This is a genomic window from Actinomyces sp. oral taxon 175 str. F0384 (assembly GCF_000223355.1).
Classification (GTDB): Bacteria; Actinomycetota; Actinomycetes; order Actinomycetales; family Actinomycetaceae; genus Actinomyces; species Actinomyces oris.
The window spans coordinates 134,254-152,415 of sequence record NZ_AFUR01000005.1 but is presented as its reverse complement, the minus strand read 5'-3'; the positions used below and the strand labels follow the sequence as shown (position 1 = coordinate 152,415).

General features: G+C 66.8%; 14 protein-coding genes. 5 read left to right on the top strand and 9 right to left on the bottom strand.

Features of this window, described 5'->3' with window-relative positions:
* Positions 1–12: 12 nt before the first annotated feature.
* The 4 genes from rpsR to HMPREF9058_RS08340 all read right to left on the bottom strand — a co-directional run bounded on the left by rpsR (position 13) and on the right by HMPREF9058_RS08340 (position 4,031).
* Complete coding sequence (gene rpsR, locus HMPREF9058_RS08355; RefSeq protein ID WP_003783656.1) at positions 13–249, bottom strand: 30S ribosomal protein S18; 237 nt, start codon at positions 247–249, stop codon at positions 13–15.
* An 86-nt stretch (positions 250–335) separates the two neighbouring features.
* Positions 336–941, bottom strand: a complete 606-nt coding sequence (locus tag HMPREF9058_RS08350) for a single-stranded DNA-binding protein (protein WP_003788452.1) — start codon at positions 939–941, stop codon at positions 336–338.
* A gap of 27 nt (positions 942–968) precedes the next feature.
* Positions 969–1,256, bottom strand: coding sequence for a 30S ribosomal protein S6 (gene rpsF, locus HMPREF9058_RS08345; RefSeq protein ID WP_003788455.1), 288 nt, complete (start codon positions 1,254–1,256; stop codon positions 969–971).
* 249 nt (positions 1,257–1,505) lie between these two features.
* A complete protein-coding gene (locus tag HMPREF9058_RS08340) occupies positions 1,506–4,031 on the bottom strand; it encodes a transglycosylase domain-containing protein (protein WP_009406899.1) in 2,526 nt (841 codons plus the stop codon).
* Positions 4,032–4,580: 549 nt separating this feature from the next.
* Here HMPREF9058_RS08340 and HMPREF9058_RS08335 point away from each other — a divergent pair.
* Positions 4,581–5,957, top strand: coding sequence for an anaerobic C4-dicarboxylate transporter (locus tag HMPREF9058_RS08335; protein WP_009406772.1), 1,377 nt, complete (start codon positions 4,581–4,583; stop codon positions 5,955–5,957).
* A gap of 135 nt (positions 5,958–6,092) precedes the next feature.
* A complete protein-coding gene (locus tag HMPREF9058_RS08330; RefSeq protein WP_009406830.1) occupies positions 6,093–9,509 on the top strand; it encodes a hypothetical protein in 3,417 nt (1,138 codons plus the stop codon).
* A gap of 170 nt (positions 9,510–9,679) precedes the next feature.
* Here the strand turns inward: HMPREF9058_RS08330 and HMPREF9058_RS13625 are convergent, their stop codons facing one another.
* Both HMPREF9058_RS13625 and HMPREF9058_RS08320 read right to left on the bottom strand, forming a co-directional pair.
* Positions 9,680–9,838: a hypothetical protein gene (locus HMPREF9058_RS13625; protein WP_009406747.1), complete on the bottom strand. Its 159-nt coding sequence runs from the start codon at positions 9,836–9,838 to the stop codon at positions 9,680–9,682.
* On the bottom strand, positions 9,838–10,611 hold the full coding sequence (locus HMPREF9058_RS08320; RefSeq protein WP_009406900.1) for a class E sortase: 774 nt from the start codon (positions 10,609–10,611) through the stop codon (positions 9,838–9,840). Before HMPREF9058_RS08320 ends, HMPREF9058_RS13625 begins: the two co-directional genes overlap by 1 nt.
* 194 nt (positions 10,612–10,805) lie before the next feature.
* Here HMPREF9058_RS08320 and HMPREF9058_RS08315 point away from each other — a divergent pair, with 194 nt between their 5' ends.
* Positions 10,806–11,321, top strand: coding sequence for a cell division protein CrgA (locus HMPREF9058_RS08315; RefSeq protein WP_009406722.1), 516 nt, complete (start codon positions 10,806–10,808; stop codon positions 11,319–11,321).
* Positions 11,322–11,764: 443 nt separating this feature from the next.
* Here HMPREF9058_RS08315 and HMPREF9058_RS08310 read toward each other — a convergent pair whose 3' ends face one another.
* A complete protein-coding gene (locus HMPREF9058_RS08310) occupies positions 11,765–12,619 on the bottom strand; it encodes a rhomboid family intramembrane serine protease (RefSeq protein WP_009406936.1) in 855 nt (284 codons plus the stop codon).
* Between the two features lie 187 nt (positions 12,620–12,806).
* Complete coding sequence (locus HMPREF9058_RS08305; RefSeq protein WP_029316092.1) at positions 12,807–13,328, bottom strand: peptidylprolyl isomerase; 522 nt, start codon at positions 13,326–13,328, stop codon at positions 12,807–12,809.
* A 177-nt stretch (positions 13,329–13,505) separates the two neighbouring features.
* On the opposite strand from HMPREF9058_RS08305, the gene HMPREF9058_RS08300 reads away from it, so the two are divergent.
* Positions 13,506–14,051 (top strand): hypothetical protein, encoded by a 546-nt coding sequence (locus HMPREF9058_RS08300; protein WP_009406927.1) that lies wholly within the window; start codon positions 13,506–13,508, stop codon positions 14,049–14,051.
* A gap of 145 nt (positions 14,052–14,196) precedes the next feature.
* Here the strand turns inward: HMPREF9058_RS08300 and HMPREF9058_RS08295 are convergent, their stop codons facing one another.
* Positions 14,197–14,955 (bottom strand): DUF364 domain-containing protein, encoded by a 759-nt coding sequence (locus HMPREF9058_RS08295; protein ID WP_009406796.1) that lies wholly within the window; start codon positions 14,953–14,955, stop codon positions 14,197–14,199.
* 354 nt (positions 14,956–15,309) lie between these two features.
* Between HMPREF9058_RS08295 and HMPREF9058_RS08290 the strand changes: the two genes are divergently transcribed.
* Positions 15,310–18,156, top strand: coding sequence for a CshA/CshB family fibrillar adhesin-related protein (locus HMPREF9058_RS08290; RefSeq protein ID WP_302621225.1), 2,847 nt, complete (start codon positions 15,310–15,312; stop codon positions 18,154–18,156).
* Positions 18,157–18,162: the final 6 nt, after the last annotated feature.

The window sequence follows — 18,162 nt, the reverse complement described above, 5'->3', positions numbered from 1 at the left end:
GCGTGCCTCCGATCAGCGAGCCGAGCTCGAGTAGGGCAGCAGAGCCATCTCGCGGGCGTTCTTCACGGCCTTGGCGATCTTGCGCTGCTCCTGGACGGAGACGCCGGTGACGCGACGGGCGCGGATCTTGCCGCGGTCGGAGATGAACTTCCGCAGCGTGGCGGTGTCCTTGTAGTCGATGGTGCCGACCTTGATGGCCTTGACGGGGCTGACCTTCTTCTTCGGCTTGCGAAGTTGGGGCTTCGCCATGGTGGTACTCCTTGGTCTGAGCGCCTGAGCGCTCTACGAGATGAAAAGTGTTGTGTGTAAGGGAACGGGAGGACGACGTCGCGGCTTCAGAACGGGGGCTCGTCACCGAAGGAGGTGGAGCCGCCTGTGGCCCACGGGTCGTCCGCGGCGCCGCCGGCGGGGGCGTTGTACCCGGACTGGCCCTGGCCGCCGAAGCCGCCACCGCCGTTGTAGCCGCCCTGCTGGGGGCCGCCCTGGTTGTATCCGCCCTGACCGCCCTGGTTGCCGCCGAAGCCGCCGCCCTGGGGGCCGCCCTGGCCGCCGCCGAAGCCACCCTGGCCGCCGCCGCGCGGCTGGCGGGTGACCTGGGCCTTGGCGTAGCGCAGGGAGGGGCCGATCTCATCGACCTGCATCTCCACCACCGTGCGGTTCTCGCCCTCACGGGTGGTGTAGGAGCGCTGGACCAGCCGTCCCTGGACGATGACGCGCGTGCCCTTGGTCAGCGACTCGGCCACGTTCTCCGCGGCGTCGCGCCAGATCGAGCAGCGCATGAACAGGGTCTCCCCGTCCTTCCACTCGCCGGCCTGGCGGTCGAAGGTGCGTGGCGTGGAGGCGACCGTGAAGGAGGCCACCGCTGCCCCGGAGGGCGTGAAGCGCATCTCGGGGTCCGCGGTGAGGTTCCCGATGATGGTGATGATGGTGTCTCCGGCCATGGCGTTGTCTCCGTTCCCGGTAGAGGCTCAGGCCTCGGGACGCAGCAGCTTGGTGCGCAGAACGGTCTCGTTGAGGCCGAGCTGGCGGTCGAGCTCCTGGGCGATCTCGGGCGTGGTGGTCATGTCCACGACGGCGTAGAAGCCCTCGGACTTCTTCTTGATGTCGTAGGCCAGCCGGCGCTTGCCCCAGATGTCGACCTTGTCCACGGTGCCCCCGTTGCTGGGGACGACCTGCAGCAGCTTCTCGAGCGTCGCGTTGGCGGTGCGCTCGTCCGTCTCGGGGTCGAGGATGATCATGATCTCGTAGTGACGCATGCTTGGTACCCACCTCCTCTGGTCTGTGGCGGTCACGGTCCTTCCGTGACAGGAGGGTGATGCGTGCGGCGCACCATCCGGTGAACAGAGGTCCATCCGCCCGACGGCGCAGCCAGTTCGCCACATTACCGGACAACCGGGTGGCCCTGAAAGCCGAGACGGTGGGCCGACGACGTGCCATGCAACACGTCATCGGCCCACCGTCAGGCCTCCGCGGGCGGACGGGATCAGTCGGCGGACAGCGAGGCGCTAGAGGACGCCGCCCTGGTTGCCGCCGTTATTACCGCCGCCGTTGTTTCCACCGTTGCCGCCATTGTTGCCGCCGCCTTGGTCGCCGGGGTTGCCGTGGTTGCCGCCGCCTTGGTCGCCGGGGTTGCCGCGGTTGCCGCCGCCGCCCTGGTCGCCACCCTGGTCGCCAACATTGTTGCCGCCGTTCTGGTCTCCACCATTACCGCCCTGGCTGTCTCCAGGTTTGTCCTTGGAGTCCGGTTGCTCGGTCTGCTTCCCGTCAGGCTGCGGGGTGCCCTGCGGGGTCGGCTCGGCGGTGGGCTGCTGGGTGGGGGTCGCAGTCGCCTCAGGCGGAGCGGTGGGGGTCGTAGTCGCCTCCTCCTCCGGCTCGCCGGTGGGCTTGGCGGTCTGCGGAACCGTTCCACCACGGGTGGCCAGCAGCTCGGCCGGCGGCGGGAAGTCCTCAATCTCCAGCCCCTCGTGCGCGACATTCATGTAGTTGATGAAGATGTCCGCCGGGTAGGTCGAGCCGGTGATCTCGTCGTACTCGCCCCAGGGCTCGATCGACTCCTCCGAGCCGTCCGTTCCCGTCTGGTAGAGGGTCACCGCGGTGACCACCTGAGGAGTGAAGCCCACGAACTGGGCGGACTTGTTGTCCGACGACGATCCGGTCTTCGCGGCGACCGGGCGATCCATCTGGGCGGCCACCTTGTCCGCACTGCCGTTCGGTCCGGAGACGACCTGCTGGAGGGCATAGGTCGTGTCGGCCATGACGTCCTCATCGAACTCACGATGCCCCTTGGTGTCCGCCGTGTAGCGGTCAGTGCCATCGGGGTTCTTGAGGGAGGCCACGATGTGGGTGTCGTGCCGGATGCCCTGCGAGGCGAAGGTGGAGTAGGCCGTCGCGATGTCGATCGTGTGCGGGGAGGCCGAGCCGAGCACGTTCTGGACAAGAGTCCGCTGCTCCGGGGTCTTCAGACCCTGGGTGTTCTCCGGGTAGCCGGCGCGGTTCGCCACCTTGGCCGTGATCCCCTCCTCCAAGTCCTCAGCATTCATGAGCTCCTGATTGAGCTGGAGGTAGGGGGTGTTGAGCGACTGCTCCGTGGCCTGGGTGAGGCTGGCCCACTTCAGGGAGACGTTCTTGAAGTTCTGGAACTGATGGCCCTCGATGGTCATCGGCGAGGTGGCCGGATAACCGCTGTTCAAGGACCACCCGTTCTCCAGGGCGGCCACCAGCGCGAAGGGCTTGAAGGTGGAGCCGGCCTGGGCGATGGCATCGGTGGAGGTGTTGACCTGACTGGTCAGGTAGTCGTCACCCCCGTAGAGCGCCAGCAGACCGCCCGTCTTGGGGTCGATGGACACCAGCGCCTTGCGCAGGTTCGGCGAGGCGCCGGGGGGCAGGGAGTTGACCGCGTTGACGGCGGCCTCCTGGTCCTTCTGGTTGATCGTGGTGACGATCTTGAAACCACCGGTGTCGATCTGCTCCGGGGAGATCTTGGCCTTGTTCTCGAGCTCGGCGCGCACCATCTGCAGCAGGTAGCCGTTGGTGCCGGCGTAGACCTGCTTGGTCTGGGACTCCTTGAGGTCCGGCATCCCCTTCTGCTTGGCCTCGTTGTACTGGGCCTGGGTGATGTAGCCGTCGTCGAGCATGAACTGCAGGACTCGTCCCCACCGCTCCTTGGCCTTGTCCGGGTTCTCGGCCGGGTCCCAGGCGCTGGGGGACGGCAGGATCCCCGCCAGCAGCGCCGCCTCTGAGGGCTTCATTTCCTTGGCAGGATGGCCGAAGAAGGCCTGCGAGGCCGCCTCAATGCCGTAGGCGCCACGACCGTAGTAGACCGTGTTGAGGTAGTCGCCCAGGATCTCCTTCTTGGGCTTCTCCCGGTCGATCTTGATGGCCATGATGGCCTGCTTGAACTTGCCGGAGTAGGAGCTGGTGGTGTCGACGTAGTAGTTCTTCACGTACTGCTGCGTCAGGGTCGAGGCACCCTGGGTGTCGCCTCCGCGAAGGTTGTTGACGAGCGCGCGCGCGATGCCCTTGGGGTCGACGCCCTTGTTGGAGTAGAAGGAGCGGTCCTCAGAGGCCACCACCGCGTTGCCCACATAGTCCGGCAGGGTGGAGGCATCCACGGACTGCCGGTTGATCTCCGCGAACTTCCCCATCTCCGTGGTTCCGTCGGCGTAGTAGACCGTGCTGCTCTGAGCCAGCGCAAACTCGCTGGGCTTGGGCACCTTGATGGTGTTGTAGGCCCACATGAAGGCGCCGACAGTGCTGAGCACCCCCAGCAGGAAGACGCCCAGGACGAACCGCCAGCTGGGGATCCAGCGGTGGATCTTGCCCTTACCGGCGCGGGGGTAGTTGAAGAAACGGCGCTTGCGCCCCGAGGCGGCGTCCTTGGAACGCTCGGCCTTCGACGGCTTGCGCCCCTTTCCGGGCTTCTTACCGCCCCCCGAGACCCTGCCCAGGGTATGCCGACCGGCGCCGGCCACCTGGGTCAGCTTGTTGCCGACGGGGCGGCTGGGTCCGCTCCCACTCGTGCCTTCTGCCACGCGCTCCTCGTTTCGGTTGATGTCATGGAGGTGACTGGGTGCCGCGACGGCGCGGGGGATAACGCTCCGGTTGCGACATAGGGTCTCATCATGACCGATGTTGGCTGCTGGCGCCGACTCGGAGGCCGGTCACCGTCCAGCAGGACCGCCGACGGCGATCGGGAGTGATCGCTGCGGACAAGCCGCATCGGGCGCCGACATGCGTCCAGTATGAAGGAACACCGGGCCGTGATGGTAGCGATACGGACCTGGGAACCAGCCATGACGTGACCGACTCACGTTATCGGGTTGTCACCTAAATCGCCCCGAACAGCGCACTCATGCGCTTTGAGGGTCGACGACGGCGCACCGGGAGCCAGAATGTGAGTTCGCGCCCAGACAGCAACGAAGCAGTCCGAAAACGGCCGGTATCGACCAGGACAATGGTCCCCGGCTGCTGGTGAGACACTGACCTCAATTCCTCCCACCAGGTCAGTTTCGCGCATCGGCTCCTCGCTGCCTGCTCGAGGAGCGCTCCCTCACCCGTTCGCCCAACCGGGGAGATCCTCCATGGACGCCAGCACAGCCCTTCAGACCCTCAGCATCATCCTTCAAGTCGCCATCATCCTCACCTGCCTCATCGTCGGGGCGAAGAAGGGTGGGATCGCCCTCGGTCTCATCGCCGGGATCGGCCTGCTGGTCCTCGTCTTCGGTTTCCGCCTGGAGCCGGGGGAGGCCCCGGTCGACGTCATCCTCACCATCCTGGCCGTCATCGGTTGCGCCGCCACCCTCCAGCAGTCCGGCGGCCTGGATGTCATGATGCAGGTGGCCGAACGGGTCCTGCGTCGACATCCCGAGCAGATCACCATCCTGGGTCCCTGCGTCACCTGGTTCCTCACCGTCCTGTGCGGGACCGGCCACGTCGTCTACACGATGCTGCCCATCATCGCGGACATCGCCATCAAGAAGAACATCCGACCCGAACGCCCCATGGCCGCCTCGTCTGTCGCCGCCCAGATGGGCATCACCGCCTCACCGGTGTCGGTGGCCACGGTCTCCATCGTCTCAATCATCGCCAAGAACACCGATCGGCACTGGTCAGTCCTCCAGATCCTGGCGATCTCCATCCCGGCGTCGCTGTGCGGGGTCCTTCTGGCCGCCCTGTGGTCGATGCGCCGGGGCAAGGACCTGGATGAGGACGAGGAGTACCAGAAGCGCCTGGAGAACCCGGAGTTCCGCGCCACCGTCCACTCCAGCTCCGAGACCCTCATCGGCAAGGTGTTCCCACCCCAGGCCTACCGCGCCACCTGGATCTTCCTGGGCGCCATCGCCGTCGTCGTCGTCCTGGGCGCCCTGGAGGTACTGCGTCCCCAGTTCCCCACGGGCGACGACGGCGCCATGGAGCGCCTGAGCATGAACCTGGTCATCCAGATGGTCATGCTCGCCGCCGGGGCGCTTATCCTGCTGACCTGCAAGGTGCAGGCCGGCAAGATCGCCTCCACCGCCGTGTTCAAGGCGGGGGCCACCGCCATGTTCTCCATCTTCGGGGTCGCCTGGATGACCGAGACGGTCGTCCACGCCCACCTGGAGAGCCTGGAGCACAGCCTCTCGGGCGTCCTGTCCCACCACGTGTGGATGTACGCCATCGTCCTGTTCATCATCGGCAAGCTGGTGAACTCCCAGGCCGCCGGCCTGCTCATCGTGGCCCCCATGGCCCTGTCACTCGGGGTGAGCCCGGTCGTCGTCGTCGGGTTCATCGGCGCCTCCTACGGGTACTTCATCCTGCCCACCTACCCCTCGGACCTGGCGGCGATCGGCTTCGACCCCACCGGCACCACCCACATCGGCAAGTACGTCATCAACCACTCCTTCCTGGTGCCCGGGCTCATCGGAGTGCTCACCTCCTGCATCGTGGGCACGGCACTGTCCCAGATGCTCCTGTCCTGAGCGCTCGACGTCGCACCGGTCGGTCGCCGAGAACGGTGACCGACCGGCGAGTGTGACGTCGAACACGCTGGAGAAGCGCTCCTTCTGGGCAGAACGTAACAGGAGCGTGTCGTTTGGTCCGTCTAGGCTCGTGCCATGACAACTACAGACGCGGCCACCACTTCCGCCATCGCCCTGCGTTTGGAGCTGCTGGGACTCCCCGTTCCGGCACCGGTCAAGCAGAGTGAGGCGGACCGTCTCATGTCCCCGATTCTGGCTCGCCAGCGCGAGCTCTCCCGCCGGCTGGCTCACCGCCCCTGTGCCGCCGACCATCGCATTCAGACTTTCCTCGACTCCTACCTGGAGGGCGCGGCCGTCACCCCGAGGCTGCCCCGCTCCACCTTCGTCCTGGACCAGCCGGGCCTGGCGCGGGCCCTGTCCCTGCCTGAGGACGCCACCAGCTTCACCTCCGACTACGTCGAGAGCTACCGAGTGCTCGGCGGCGTCCTGCACAACCCCCGCAACGACCGCCGCACCACTGCCGGCGTCTTCCACGTCGCCGAGGGCGGCCTGCCGATTCCCGATGACAAGATCGCCGTTCCGCGCGATGTCTTCGCCCGTCTGCTGGCCCACGCCGTCGATGCCCCCGAGGACCTGCTGACCCTGCCGTGGGCCTCCCGGCAGGAGGACCCGGCCCGCTGCTTCGTGTCCCTGCTGCTGCGCCCCGTCGTCGTGCCCGAGGTCCCCGGCTTCTCCGCCGAGCGCTCCATGGAGATCCGTTTCATCGCCCCCGGTGGCCTGGTCTCCAACCTGGACTTCGTCGAGGGCATCTTCGGCAACGGCGGCGATCCCTACCTGCCGGAGAACGACTCCTCCCTGGCCCCGGAGTCCTGGACCGGCCACACCGGCTGCGTCATTCTCGCCCCGCACCTGACCACCCTGACCAAGAAGGAGCTGGGCCTGCCCTCCTGGGAGGAGGCCACCGAGCGTCAGCGCCGCGACGGCCAGTGCTGGAAGGACGAGGCCGAGCTCTACAACGGCGGCAAGGCCTTCAAGTGCGTGGCCCGCGACGAGCGCGGCGTCATCGTCACCGTCATCGCGGACAACTACTTCGGCTACTGCAAGAAGGAGGTCAAGACCCAGATCGGGTACTCGGCCAACCTCTTCGGCTGCGTGGAGGAGGAGCACGCCGGCGGCGCCGTCGCCTACCCGCGCTACAACCTGGGCCAGGAGTACACCGACATCCACACCCCCGAGGGCCTGACCCTCGAGCACGTCATCGAGCGCAACCCCGGCCGCTTCGAGGCGCGCCAGGACGGGTCCGCCGCCGTCATGGACGACCCGACCGTGGTGCTGGTGCCCGCCGGCGCCCACTACTCGATGCGCAGCCAGACGATCACCTGGACCGGACCCGACGGCCAGGAGGCCTCGATCCCGCTGCTCGTGGGCAACACCTACGTGGCCCCCAACGGCTACCGGGTCCACGCCAAGCACCGCGAGGGCGACGCCACCCAGTGGCACCTGGTGGGCACCGCCCCCTGGTCCACGCAGGCCCACAAGCCGGCCACCGTCTCCGGCGGCGGCAAGTCGGAGATCTCCAAGTCCCTCCTGGACGCCTTCGTCTTCGGTGAGGCCTACGTCGGCGACGTCGACGAGGACTTCGACGCCGTCCAGGCGATCCTCGACGGCAACTACGCCGACCGCTTCGTGGACCCGGCCAACAAGAGCAGCAACCACCGCTCGATCCTCTCCGAGCGCCGCTCGCTGGGAAGCGTCATCAAGCTGCTGACGCCGTCGTCGATGTACACCGATGAGTACAACGCCTTCCTGGAGTCGATCCCGGCCCACATCAAGGAGCTCGTCTTCACCGTCAAGCGCTTCTACCAGCCCAGCTGGGGCCAGGACTGGCGCAGCCACTTCTCCGTGGGCATCATCAACGGCCGCAAGGGCAACTCCCTGCGCCTGGACGGCGAGGTCATCAAGGTCAACATGCTGCGCGTGGGCTTCGAGGACGACGGCGCCTGGCGCCTGCTGTCTCTGCGCCCGGACTTCTCGCCGGCGGCCAAGGTCCAGACCGAGGACGACATCACCGCCTCGATCGTGGCCCCCGGCGGCCTGGTCTCCACCCCGGACTCGCAGCTGTCGCGCAAGTTCGTCACCAACTGCGAGTCCCTGCTCTTCCAGCGGCCCGACGACGCGATCGTGCGCGGCTATGACAAGCAGACCGAGTCGGACATGTCCGATCCGCAGGCGGACCTGTTCATCTCCAACTTCCAGCCGCTGACGCCCGCTGACGCCCGGGCGATGGCCGCCGACGCCCCCGGCCTGTCCCGCTTCACCCAGCCCATGCAGGACCTGGTGGCCCGCGCCGCCGCCCTGCCCGAGGCCGAGGACCCCGCCGAGGAGACCTACTGGGTCTCCACGGCCGACCCGCGCCTGGTCAACGGCGCCCCCACCAAGAACCCCCGCTACCTCCAGGTGCGTCCCGACATCGCCAACCCGAAGGACGTGGCGCTGGCGGACCTGACCAACCACCTCTTCCGGGACGTTCCCCTGGACGAGGCGCTGCGCCACAGCGTCGACGTCGTCGCCGCCGGGCGCCGCAACAACCCGCCCGAGGACGGGGTTCCGCCCCTGTGCGCCTACAACCCGCTGCACTACATGGAGCTGCCCGAGCTGTTCATGGAGTTCATCTCCTCCATGACCGGCAAGTCCCCCTCGACGACGGGCGCCGGCAGCGAGGGAGCCCTCACCAAGGCCCCGTTCAACGCCCTGCCGGCCATCTACGACCTCAACGCGGCCCTGCTGTCCTACGCCCTCAGCGGCTACGACGGCTGGCTGTCCTCGGCCGGCTACATCGGCCCGAAGGTGCAAGTGGCCCACGACATCTCGCTGCTCATCCCGGAGATCTTCTCGCGCATGAGCGCTGAGGAGCGCGACGCCCACCGCCTCGTCGAGGGCGGCTACCTCGAGCGCATCGAGGACTTCGAGTACGAGGGTCGCACCGTCCAGGCCTCGCGCCTGGGCTACCGCATGAACCAGGCCTTCACCTCGACCTTCTTCGGCCGGATCTTCCTGCACCCCGACGTCGTCTTCACCGAGGAGATGCTGCGTCCCGAGCTGCAGGATGAGGCGGTCTTCGCCGACTCGGTGGACATCATCGTCACCACCCACAAGGTGGTGGCCGAGCACTACCGGGCTGACGGCTCCATCGAGTGGGCCGTGCCGCCGCTGCGGGCCCTGCTGGAGATCATGATCGACGGCACCTCCCGCGAGGGCTGGGACCTGACGAGCCCGGAGTTCCGCGCCCTGTTCGAGCGGGAGAACATCCTGAGCTCGTCGTGGTACGCGGAGCGCCTGGACGCCAAGGTCGACCGCGACACCCGCCTGGCCCACCAGGCCATCGAGGACCTCACCCGCTTCTACACGGCGGAGAACAACGAGGAGGTCGTCGAGCGCCTGGGCATCGAGGGCCGCCTGGCCGAGGCCCGTGCCTGGCTGGACAAGGTCAGCTCTCCGGCCTACCGCGAGCACCTCGTGGGCACGCTCGGCCTCCAGCCCTCACTGGCCTGAGCAGACGTCGCGCCGGGCCTGCACCGCACTCCCGCGGGCCCGGTCGCGCACCCGCCCTCTCGCTGACGACGACGGAGCGCGTGTGGGGAACAGGATTCCTGTTCCCCACACGCGCTCCGTTCCTCACACTGCCTCTTCGTTCCGATGGACGAGGCTTGGCGGGGCGCCGGTCAGCCGACGTCGGCGTTGCCGGACAGGTGCCAGGTGGCGTTGGCCCAAGGGAAGACGTACTGCATGAGCACGTAGACGACTCCAGCGATGAGGATGAGCGACTCAATGGCCTTGAGCCACGCGGGCCCCGGTAGGTGTCGCCAGATGAAGCCGTACATCAGTTGACCCCCGGATCGTTGAGCACGGACTCCGGACGGCCCTCGGAGCGATCCATCCAGTACTCGAACTTCGCGTGGACGATCCAGCGCTGGTCATTGCCGAACTCGCCGGCGGTCGATCCGTGGCAGGTGGTCAGCGTGATGTAGCGATCCTTGGGCTGGGCGTCCGGCTGGTCGGGGACCGGAGCGATGACCTCGACCTGCTCGGGCTGGACGAGCTCGTGGCTCTGCACCTTGAACACATACCAGGTCTTGGCCGTGGAGACGATGATCTCGTCACCCTCATGGAGCAGGTCGATACGACGGAAGGAGTTGCCGTAGGTGCGGCGGTGCCCGGCGATCGCGAAGTTCCCGAGCTCTCCGAGCTGCTGAGTGTTGGTGTAGTGGCCCGCCGCGGCCTGGTCCAGGACGTCGGATCCGGTGCCCTCCATGATGGGCATGTTGTTGTTGGTGACGCCGTACCACTTGGGGACGACGAGCATCCCGATGGTCTCGCCGTAGCCGACCTGCTCCATGACGGGAGGAGCATCGTAGTGCTTCTGGCCTGTCTTCCTGGGGGACTCGACCTGCTTCTCGTGGAACTGCGTGGCCACCGCCTTCGCACTGGCGTTGGCGTCGATGCCGGTCCACCACAGCTGCCAGCACAGGAAGAGGGCGACGACCAGACCGGCGGTGATGAGCAGCTCACCGATTCCGGTCAAGGTGCCGTTGAAGATTCGGACAGCACGACTCTGGCCGGGTGCTCGGTGTCGCACAAGACCTCCTCCAGTCATTGCCTCTCCTCAGAACTAGGGCATCATCAGGCTAGCGGCCAGTCTAAGGGGGTACACCCCCCACATGACCAGCCAGGAGTGGTGGACTCATCACAGGATGCGCCGCGAGGAAGCTTCGCAGCATGTCCTAGGCTAGGCCCGGATGTATTGCGGTGGTCTCATGCCACCATCCCCAGACAGTGAGGAGACCCAGGGTGGCCTTGGAGAAGAAGTCCACAGCGGACGACGCCGACAAGAGCTCGGAGAAGGTCTCGAAGAAGAGCTCAGAGAAGAACAGCGCGAAGAGCGCTGAGAAGGGCACGGGCTCGAAGAAGGGCTCTGCCGCCTCTGAGAAGACGGAGACGAAGGACAAGACGACCAAGGGCTCGAAGAAGAGCTCGTCGTCGAAGAAGAAGCACCCTGAGCGCTCCGGCAACCCGGCCAAGGCGGCCAAGGCTCTCGAGGAGGAGTCGCGCGCTGCGGCGAACCGGGTCTCGCGCACGCCCAAGAAGATCAAGGACACCGCCTCTCCGCGCTGGTACGCCCCCACCATGGTGACGCTCCTGGTCATCGGGCTGCTGTGGGTTGTCGCCACTTACCTCTTCCAGGGCAGGTACCCGCTGCCCTACTTCGCCGAGCACCACGCCGGAGACTGGCTGTACAACGGCAACCTCTACATCGGCTTCCTCATCATGATGTCGGGCTTCCTCGGTCTGCTTCGCTGGAAGTAGCAGGTTTCAGACACTCACACGATCAGGCATCCGCACAGGCCCCCGAGCATCGGCTCGGGGGCCTTGTCGTCAGCGGTGCGGTCCTGCTTTCCAGGCGCCCGGCACAGCGGATTGACACAGCGGTTGAGCGAGCCGACAGGACTGCTTGTTGATCGCATCACCGAGGGCAGCCCCACGACGGGGCCCGGGCTGCATCCCCGGAGCCCGGCACACATGGCCTCGGCCCGCTCCTGATTCCTCCCCAGGCCATCTGTGGATCCGTGGACAACTGACTCCCCACAACCCACGTCGACTTTCCCCATGTGTGGACAGGTCTGTGGATAACTACACGCTTGTGTTTCCACACCTGTGTCCACAGATGTGGATGAACCACAGAGGTGTTCTTTCAGGCTTGTCATTCATGGCCGCACGAGCGGCGCGGGGCTTCTCAGGGGCGGCGCGTCTCATGGCAGGAGGGCCCGAAGCAGATCGAGCCCTACCAGGGCCACCGCGACCGCAACGGTTCCAGCGATCCCCACAGCCTGCCGCTTCCCCCGTGGCGCCCAGGCGTAAATCGCCGAGACGATCCCTCCGACGACAAGCCCACCGAGGTGCCCCTGCCAGGAGATGTTGGCCCCCAGGAAGGAGATGACGGCATTGATCGCCACCAGCGCCACGATCCCCGAGGTGTCTCGCCCGAAGCGCCGTTGCACGATGAACATGGCCGAGAACAGGCCGAAGACCGCTCCCGAGGCGCCCACCGTCAGCGTGAGCCAGGACTCCGTGTCCGGCCAGGAGAGCCAGTAGATCATCGTCGAGCCACCCAGGGCGCTGAGCAGGTAGACGCAGGTGAAGCGCCACCGCCCGAGCAACGGTTCAAGAGCACCGCCCAGCACCCACAGAGCCCACATGTTGAAGCCGAGATGCATGTAGTTCGCATGCAGGAAGGCGGTGGTCAGGAACCGCCAGGGCTCGTAGACGGCCAGCGCCGGCACGAAGCCCAGGCGGAGCTCCAGCGACTGCATCGTCACCTCGGGGATGAGGACTTGAAGCGCGTAGACGACGACGCACAGGCCGACGAGGATCTTGGTGACCAGGGCCCCGGAGGTGACGTTCCCGCCCAGCAGCGTGCGCGCCTGACGTCGGCCGGCCTGAGACTGACGAGCACAGTCCACACAGTGGACCCCCACCGAGCTGGGCACCTGGCAGGCGGGACAGGTGGGTCGGTCGCAGCGCTGGCAGCGCACGTAGGCCACCGTGCCCGGGTGCCGCGGGCACACCGGCGGTGCCTGCTGCGGAAACGACTTCGTCGAGGTCATCGGATGCTCCTATGCGGATGATCGGGGCTTGAGCGGGTTGGGACGGGTGAACCGGATACGACGACGCCGCCGGGACGCGGGTCCCGGCGGCGTCACAGAGGCGAATCACACCTGATTCCGGTGCTTCGGTAGCGGTGCGGTGGGTGACCCCTCGTTGCTGAGCGGCCACCCCATGCCCTCGTGGAAACTACTCGGTGATGTCCACCGAGGTGATGATGACGTCCTGCACCGGGCGGTCACGCGGGTCGGTCTCCACAGCCGAGATCGCGTCGACGACGGCGCGGGAGGCCTCGTCGGTGACGGCACCGAAGATCGTGTGCTTGCCCTGGAGCCACTCGGTGGGGGCGGTGGTGATGAAGAACTGCGAGCCGTTGGTGCCCTTGCCCAGGCGGCGGCCGGCGTTGGCCATGGCCAGGACGTAGGGGGCGGCGAAGGTCAGGGAGGCGTCGATCTCGTCGTCGAAGACGTAGCCGGGTCCTCCGGTACCGTCACCCAGCGGGTCACCGCCCTGGATCATGAAACCAGGGATGACACGGTGGAAGATGACGTTGTCGTACAGCGGAGCGTGGGACTCCGCGCCGGTGCGTGGATCCGTCCACGCCTTCTGGCCGGTGGCCAGCCCCACGAAGTTGGAGACGGTCTCAGGAGCCTGCTCGGGGTAGAGCTCCAGGCGGATATCGCCGAGGTTGGTGTGAAGAGTCGCTTCCATGAGTGACATGGTGGCACGGTCGCGGGCCCATCGGCATGAACCCCTCAGTGGTGTGCGGTGCTGTTCACCCCAGGCAAAACGGCTGGACATCGTGTGGGCCAGGCCGCGCCGGGGTGCGACCATTGGTGCACGTTGCACAACGACCGTCTGTATCCGTTTCCAACCTGGGAGGCAACCATGTCCTGCCTGACGAAGACATGCTGCGATAAGAAGCTCGACACCACTCATCTGCGCAAGGAGGCAGCATCCCTTGCCGGATCCGTCGTCGGCCAGGCTGAGAAGGCCGCCCTGTGGGCTGCTCCGCACGTCAGCAAGGCCGCCGGGGGCGTGGCCCGCGCCGCCAAGGACGCACAGGAGCGTCTGGAGCCGGTGGTCCACGAGGCCCGCTACCGGGTTGTCGAGGACTACATCCCTCGTGCGCAGCGCGCCGCCGTGGCTGCCCAGGCTGCTGCAGGTACGGACGGTACCCTGACAGAGCGCGCCCAGCGCGTGGCTGTTGCCGCAAAGTCCGCCGCATTGGAGGTTCCCGTGAAGAAGCAGAAGAAGCACCGCGTGCTCAAGACCCTGGGTTGGCTCGCCGTCGCCGGCGCGGCCGCTGCCGGCGCCTATGTCGTGTGGCGTCGTAGCCAGCCCGTTGAGGACCCGTGGGCCGAGGAGTACTGGGCCGACTCCACCGAGGATGAGGCCGGCTACGGCATCAGCCCCGAGGACGCTCAGGCCTGACCGCCCCCTCTGAATTCACGACGGCGCCGCGCTGGACATGACCCAGCGCGGCGCCGTCGTTGTTCCAGTTCTCATCCCATGGCAGTTTCCATGGCACTGCCGCAGCGACCGACTCCTGCCGGCCGCCGTGGCGAGGGCCGGCCGATCAGGCCCGGTGACGGTGGACGCGGAATCCGGGGCCGATGTCGCCGGCCGGGACCATCTCGGCCAGAGAGGCGGGGTCGCTCAGTGAACTCGCCGCGATGAAACCGGTGATGGTGTCCACGCCGTATTCGAGGAGCACCGGGTTGAGTGGCGTCGATGGCCCCACCAGGACGGTGTGCGCCTGGCGGGAGAGCTCGATGAGGCGCGGCGCGGTCTTGTTGACGAAGCTCGATGAGGAGATGAAGACGAGGTCGCACTCGGGCAGGACGTACTCGCAGGCGCTGTCCGGCCAGTCGCCGGGCTGAAGGTTGCGCTCGAGGCAGATGTACTCGCCGGCGCCGGCCAGGGCGGCCTCGGCGAAGGGGAAGTGCCCGATGACTGCGACTCTCTTGCCGACGATCATCTCCCGGTAGGGGTCGAAGACCTGGCGCCAGGTCAGTCCCTCCCCGGTGGGTTCGAAACCGTTGTCCGCAGCCGTCTGCTCGCGCGAGTACCAGGAGTTGATGGCGGCCTGGCCGATGCTGGCCTCAGCCAGGTTCCAGGACTTCGCCAGGGCGCCGACGTCGCGCAGTGGCCGTCCCTCGAGCGGCCCGTCGTTGAGGGCCGGCCGGCTGCGCACATCCATGGTCCAGGCCGTGCCGACGCCGCCGGCGGAGTTGAGGACGCGGCTCCAGCGTGGCCCCTGTCCCGCTGTGCGCACGACGACGTCGTCGGGCAGTCCGTCAAGAAGCGCGTCGTAGATCTCCCAGGGCTGTGACATGACCTCATCCTTCTGCAACCGGGCGGTGACTGAGCCTTACCTATCCTAAGCAGTCCTGTCCGACGGCGCAGCCCTTCGTCCCAGTGCCTCAGCGGCTCCTCACGACATCATGTCAGCGCAGACAGAACCGGCCACCACTGCCCGAGCACCGCTGCCCGCACAATGAGCGCGGCACAATGAGCGCACCAGAAGAATACTAATGCGTCACTTTCCGACCGATGACGCAATTCATTGCCGACACTCAACCGTGATACTGATTGCTGTTGAGTTGCAGGAATCTCACCGTGATCCTCTGTGGAATTCCTTAATGCTACCGTGTCAAGGCCCGTACCCCTGAAACCGAGGTAGCGCTTCATGCTTCGCCGACTTTTCGTCCGCTCACACCGGCGGGAACTGACGTCATCACGTCAACCATCACGCCAGTCTCGTCGGAGACTGAGGAGCGGTGCCGCCATCTCGACATTTGCCCTGATTGCCGGCGCACTGGGCACAGCGACGCTCCCGGCTCCCCCGGCCAAGGCCATTTATGGTAATCCTGCCGGAGGATCGGGAAAATACACCCAGGTGATCGACTGGATCGACTGGACCGAGATGACCAATACCTTGCCCGGAAAAGGCACGAGAATCCTTCCCGACGGAAGCACCGGCGTGGTCTGGTCGACTCCCTCACGGATCTCCGGCGATATGTGGCGCACCAGTCGATGCACCCTGTCCAATGTGCGCACCACCGCCGTGGGAAAGAACGAGACGGGGCTGCCCACGGACCGGGGCTTAAGTGTCGGATACTATCCTGGTAACTGGAGGGGAGACGGCCTGGCTCGCCTTTACAATGACGGCACCAACTACACCGCCGGGGTCGCCAAGAAGCCCTATACGACCTCATCGAACCTGCCTCTGGGCATTGCCAACCTGAGGGACTCCTCCACGCAGCAGTTCCAGATCGAGTGCAGCGCCTACCTGGTGACCTCCACCTCCCAGCCCGCGAAGAGCCAGCTGGAGCGCTTCCCCAACAAGGTGGAGGTTCCGATGGAGGGCATCGTCTTCGCCGATGCTGAGGCCTCGAGCTGGCACATACCGAACGGCCAGAAGGAGTACATCTCCGTTTCCCCGATCCCCTACGTCGCCTCCAAAGACGTCACCTACCGCCTGTTGGAGAGCGCCCGGACACCGGGATGCATCACGAACTCCGTCATCGGCAAGGTCTCCGTCTCCACCCCTGTTGGCAACCGCCCCGGCGTCAAGCTGCGCCCGGACGACGCCGAGTGCAGCGCCAAGGTTCCCAACGGCTACGGCCCCTCCTCGGTCATGCTGCTGAGCAACATGCGCACCGGCTACGTCGAGATCCACGGGGGCGGTCGAGGCGCCGTCGCCTTCGGTGTCGTCTCCTACATGGACTACGGCGACGCACCTGAGAGCTACGGTGTCGCCGGCAGCGCGTTCCAGCCGGCCTGGAGCGGTGGGGAGCTGTCCGACAGCGGAGAGCGCAACATCGCCCGCGGCAAGGCACCGTATGAGGGCGACGCCGGAGACTGGTACAACCTGAGTGCGGCAACGGACCAGGGCAACGTGGCCACCACGAACTCCGCCGTCGTACGCCTGGGTGCCCTGACGGACAACGATGACAACATCGCCCACAGCGCTGACGCCTCGAGGGACAACATCACGGATATCAATGATGAGGACGCCCTGCCCGCCGACTGGGACCGCGTCATCTGGACCGATATCGGCAAGAAGTGGAGCCAGGAGATCACCTGCTCGGGCAGCAACACCAAGATTGCCGGCTGGGTGGACTGGAACCGGGACGGCGTGTTCTCCGCCGGTGAGCGCTCCGCGGTGACCTCCTGCTCCAGCGCCGGTAAGGCCACTGTGACCTGGACCGTCCCCCAGGACGCCAAGCGGAGCACCATCAATGGCAACGGTGCGGCCACCTTCATGCGTCTGCGCATCACCGGTGCCCCGCCCAACGGGCGGGCGGCCGAGGACCCTCAGCCCACTGGCATCGCTGTCAACGGTGAGGTCGAGGACCACCAGGTGCAGGTCCAGCTGCCCAACCTGTCCCTGGCCAAGCAGGTGGACAACACCGCGGCCGGCTCCCTGGGTCTGTCCGCCAAGGACTGGACGCTCACGGCAACCCCCAAGCGCGGTAAGACCGCCTCAGGCGCCGGCGGCTTCGACTCCGCTTACCTGCCCCAGGGCCAGACGGTGCTGTCGGAGTCCTCGTCGTCGCCCAAGGCGGCCGGGTACAAGGCCACCGTCTCCTGCGTGCCGCACCCGAACTCGGATATCAGGACTCCGTCGTCGACGGTCAACTCCGCCTCCAAGACCCTGGATCTGGCCACCGGTGAGTGGATGCAGTGCACGATGGTCAACACGGCTCAGCCCGGTCAGGTCATCTGGAGCAAGGTCGACGACGCCGGCAACCCGCTGGCGGGGACCGTGTTCACGCTGGCCTCCCCGGCGCTCAACGGCGGTCAGAAGGAGGTGACCGACTGCGCCGTCACCGGCGGCAAGGCCACGTGCCCCAACGGCTCGGTGGACCAAGACCCTCGTGCCGGGTTCTTCAAGGTCACCGGGCTCACCTGGGGCGAGTACTCCATCACCGAGACCCAGGCGCCGGTCGGCTACCACCTGTCCTCCACCACCCTGACCAAGACCCTGGACGGATCGGCACCGGCCGCGGGCACCGACGACGACACCCCCACCCTCGACCTGGGTCAGGTCACCAACACCCGGATCAAGGGGTCGGCCACCTGGACCAAGACCGATGAGCGGGGCAACCCCATCAAGGGCGCCCAGTGGTCGCTGATTCCCCTTGACTCCAACGGTCGGCCTCAGCCGGACCAGGCCCGCACCATCACCGACTGCGTGGGCACCTGCGCCCAGGGCGGCCTGGACACCGATGCGAACCCCGGCGCCTTCAAGCTGGCGGAGCTGGGCTACGGCTCCTACCGGCTCGTCGAGACCAAACCGCCGGTCGGCTACGTCCTGGACGCCACCCCCCGCACCATCACCATCTCCTCCCAGGGACAGGTCGTGGCGCTGGGCAAGATCTCCAACCGCAAGTCGTCGGTGCCCGCCATCCCCTTCACCGGAGGGAGCGCGGCCGACACCTTCCTCATCGCCGGAGGGGCGGTGCTGGGGATCACGGCGCCGACCATGATGGTCCAGGCCTACCGACGCCGGCGGGCCCTGGAATCCTGACCCGAC

Coding starts and splice junctions, on each gene's coding strand:
- rpsR (WP_003783656.1), bottom strand. CDS start 249: ATGGCGAAGCCCCAACTTCGCAAGCCGAAGAAGAAGGTCAGCCCCGTC.
- HMPREF9058_RS08350 (WP_003788452.1), bottom strand. CDS start 941: ATGGCCGGAGACACCATCATCACCATCATCGGGAACCTCACCGCGGAC.
- rpsF (WP_003788455.1), bottom strand. CDS start 1,256: ATGCGTCACTACGAGATCATGATCATCCTCGACCCCGAGACGGACGAG.
- HMPREF9058_RS08335 (WP_009406772.1), top strand. CDS start 4,581: ATGGACGCCAGCACAGCCCTTCAGACCCTCAGCATCATCCTTCAAGTC.
- HMPREF9058_RS08330 (WP_009406830.1), top strand. CDS start 6,093: ATGACAACTACAGACGCGGCCACCACTTCCGCCATCGCCCTGCGTTTG.
- HMPREF9058_RS13625 (WP_009406747.1), bottom strand. CDS start 9,838: ATGTACGGCTTCATCTGGCGACACCTACCGGGGCCCGCGTGGCTCAAG.
- HMPREF9058_RS08320 (WP_009406900.1), bottom strand. CDS start 10,611: ATGACTGGAGGAGGTCTTGTGCGACACCGAGCACCCGGCCAGAGTCGT.
- HMPREF9058_RS08310 (WP_009406936.1), bottom strand. CDS start 12,619: ATGACCTCGACGAAGTCGTTTCCGCAGCAGGCACCGCCGGTGTGCCCG.
- HMPREF9058_RS08305 (WP_029316092.1), bottom strand. CDS start 13,328: ATGGAAGCGACTCTTCACACCAACCTCGGCGATATCCGCCTGGAGCTC.
- HMPREF9058_RS08300 (WP_009406927.1), top strand. CDS start 13,506: ATGTCCTGCCTGACGAAGACATGCTGCGATAAGAAGCTCGACACCACT.
- HMPREF9058_RS08295 (WP_009406796.1), bottom strand. CDS start 14,955: ATGTCACAGCCCTGGGAGATCTACGACGCGCTTCTTGACGGACTGCCC.
- HMPREF9058_RS08290 (WP_302621225.1), top strand. CDS start 15,310: ATGCTTCGCCGACTTTTCGTCCGCTCACACCGGCGGGAACTGACGTCA.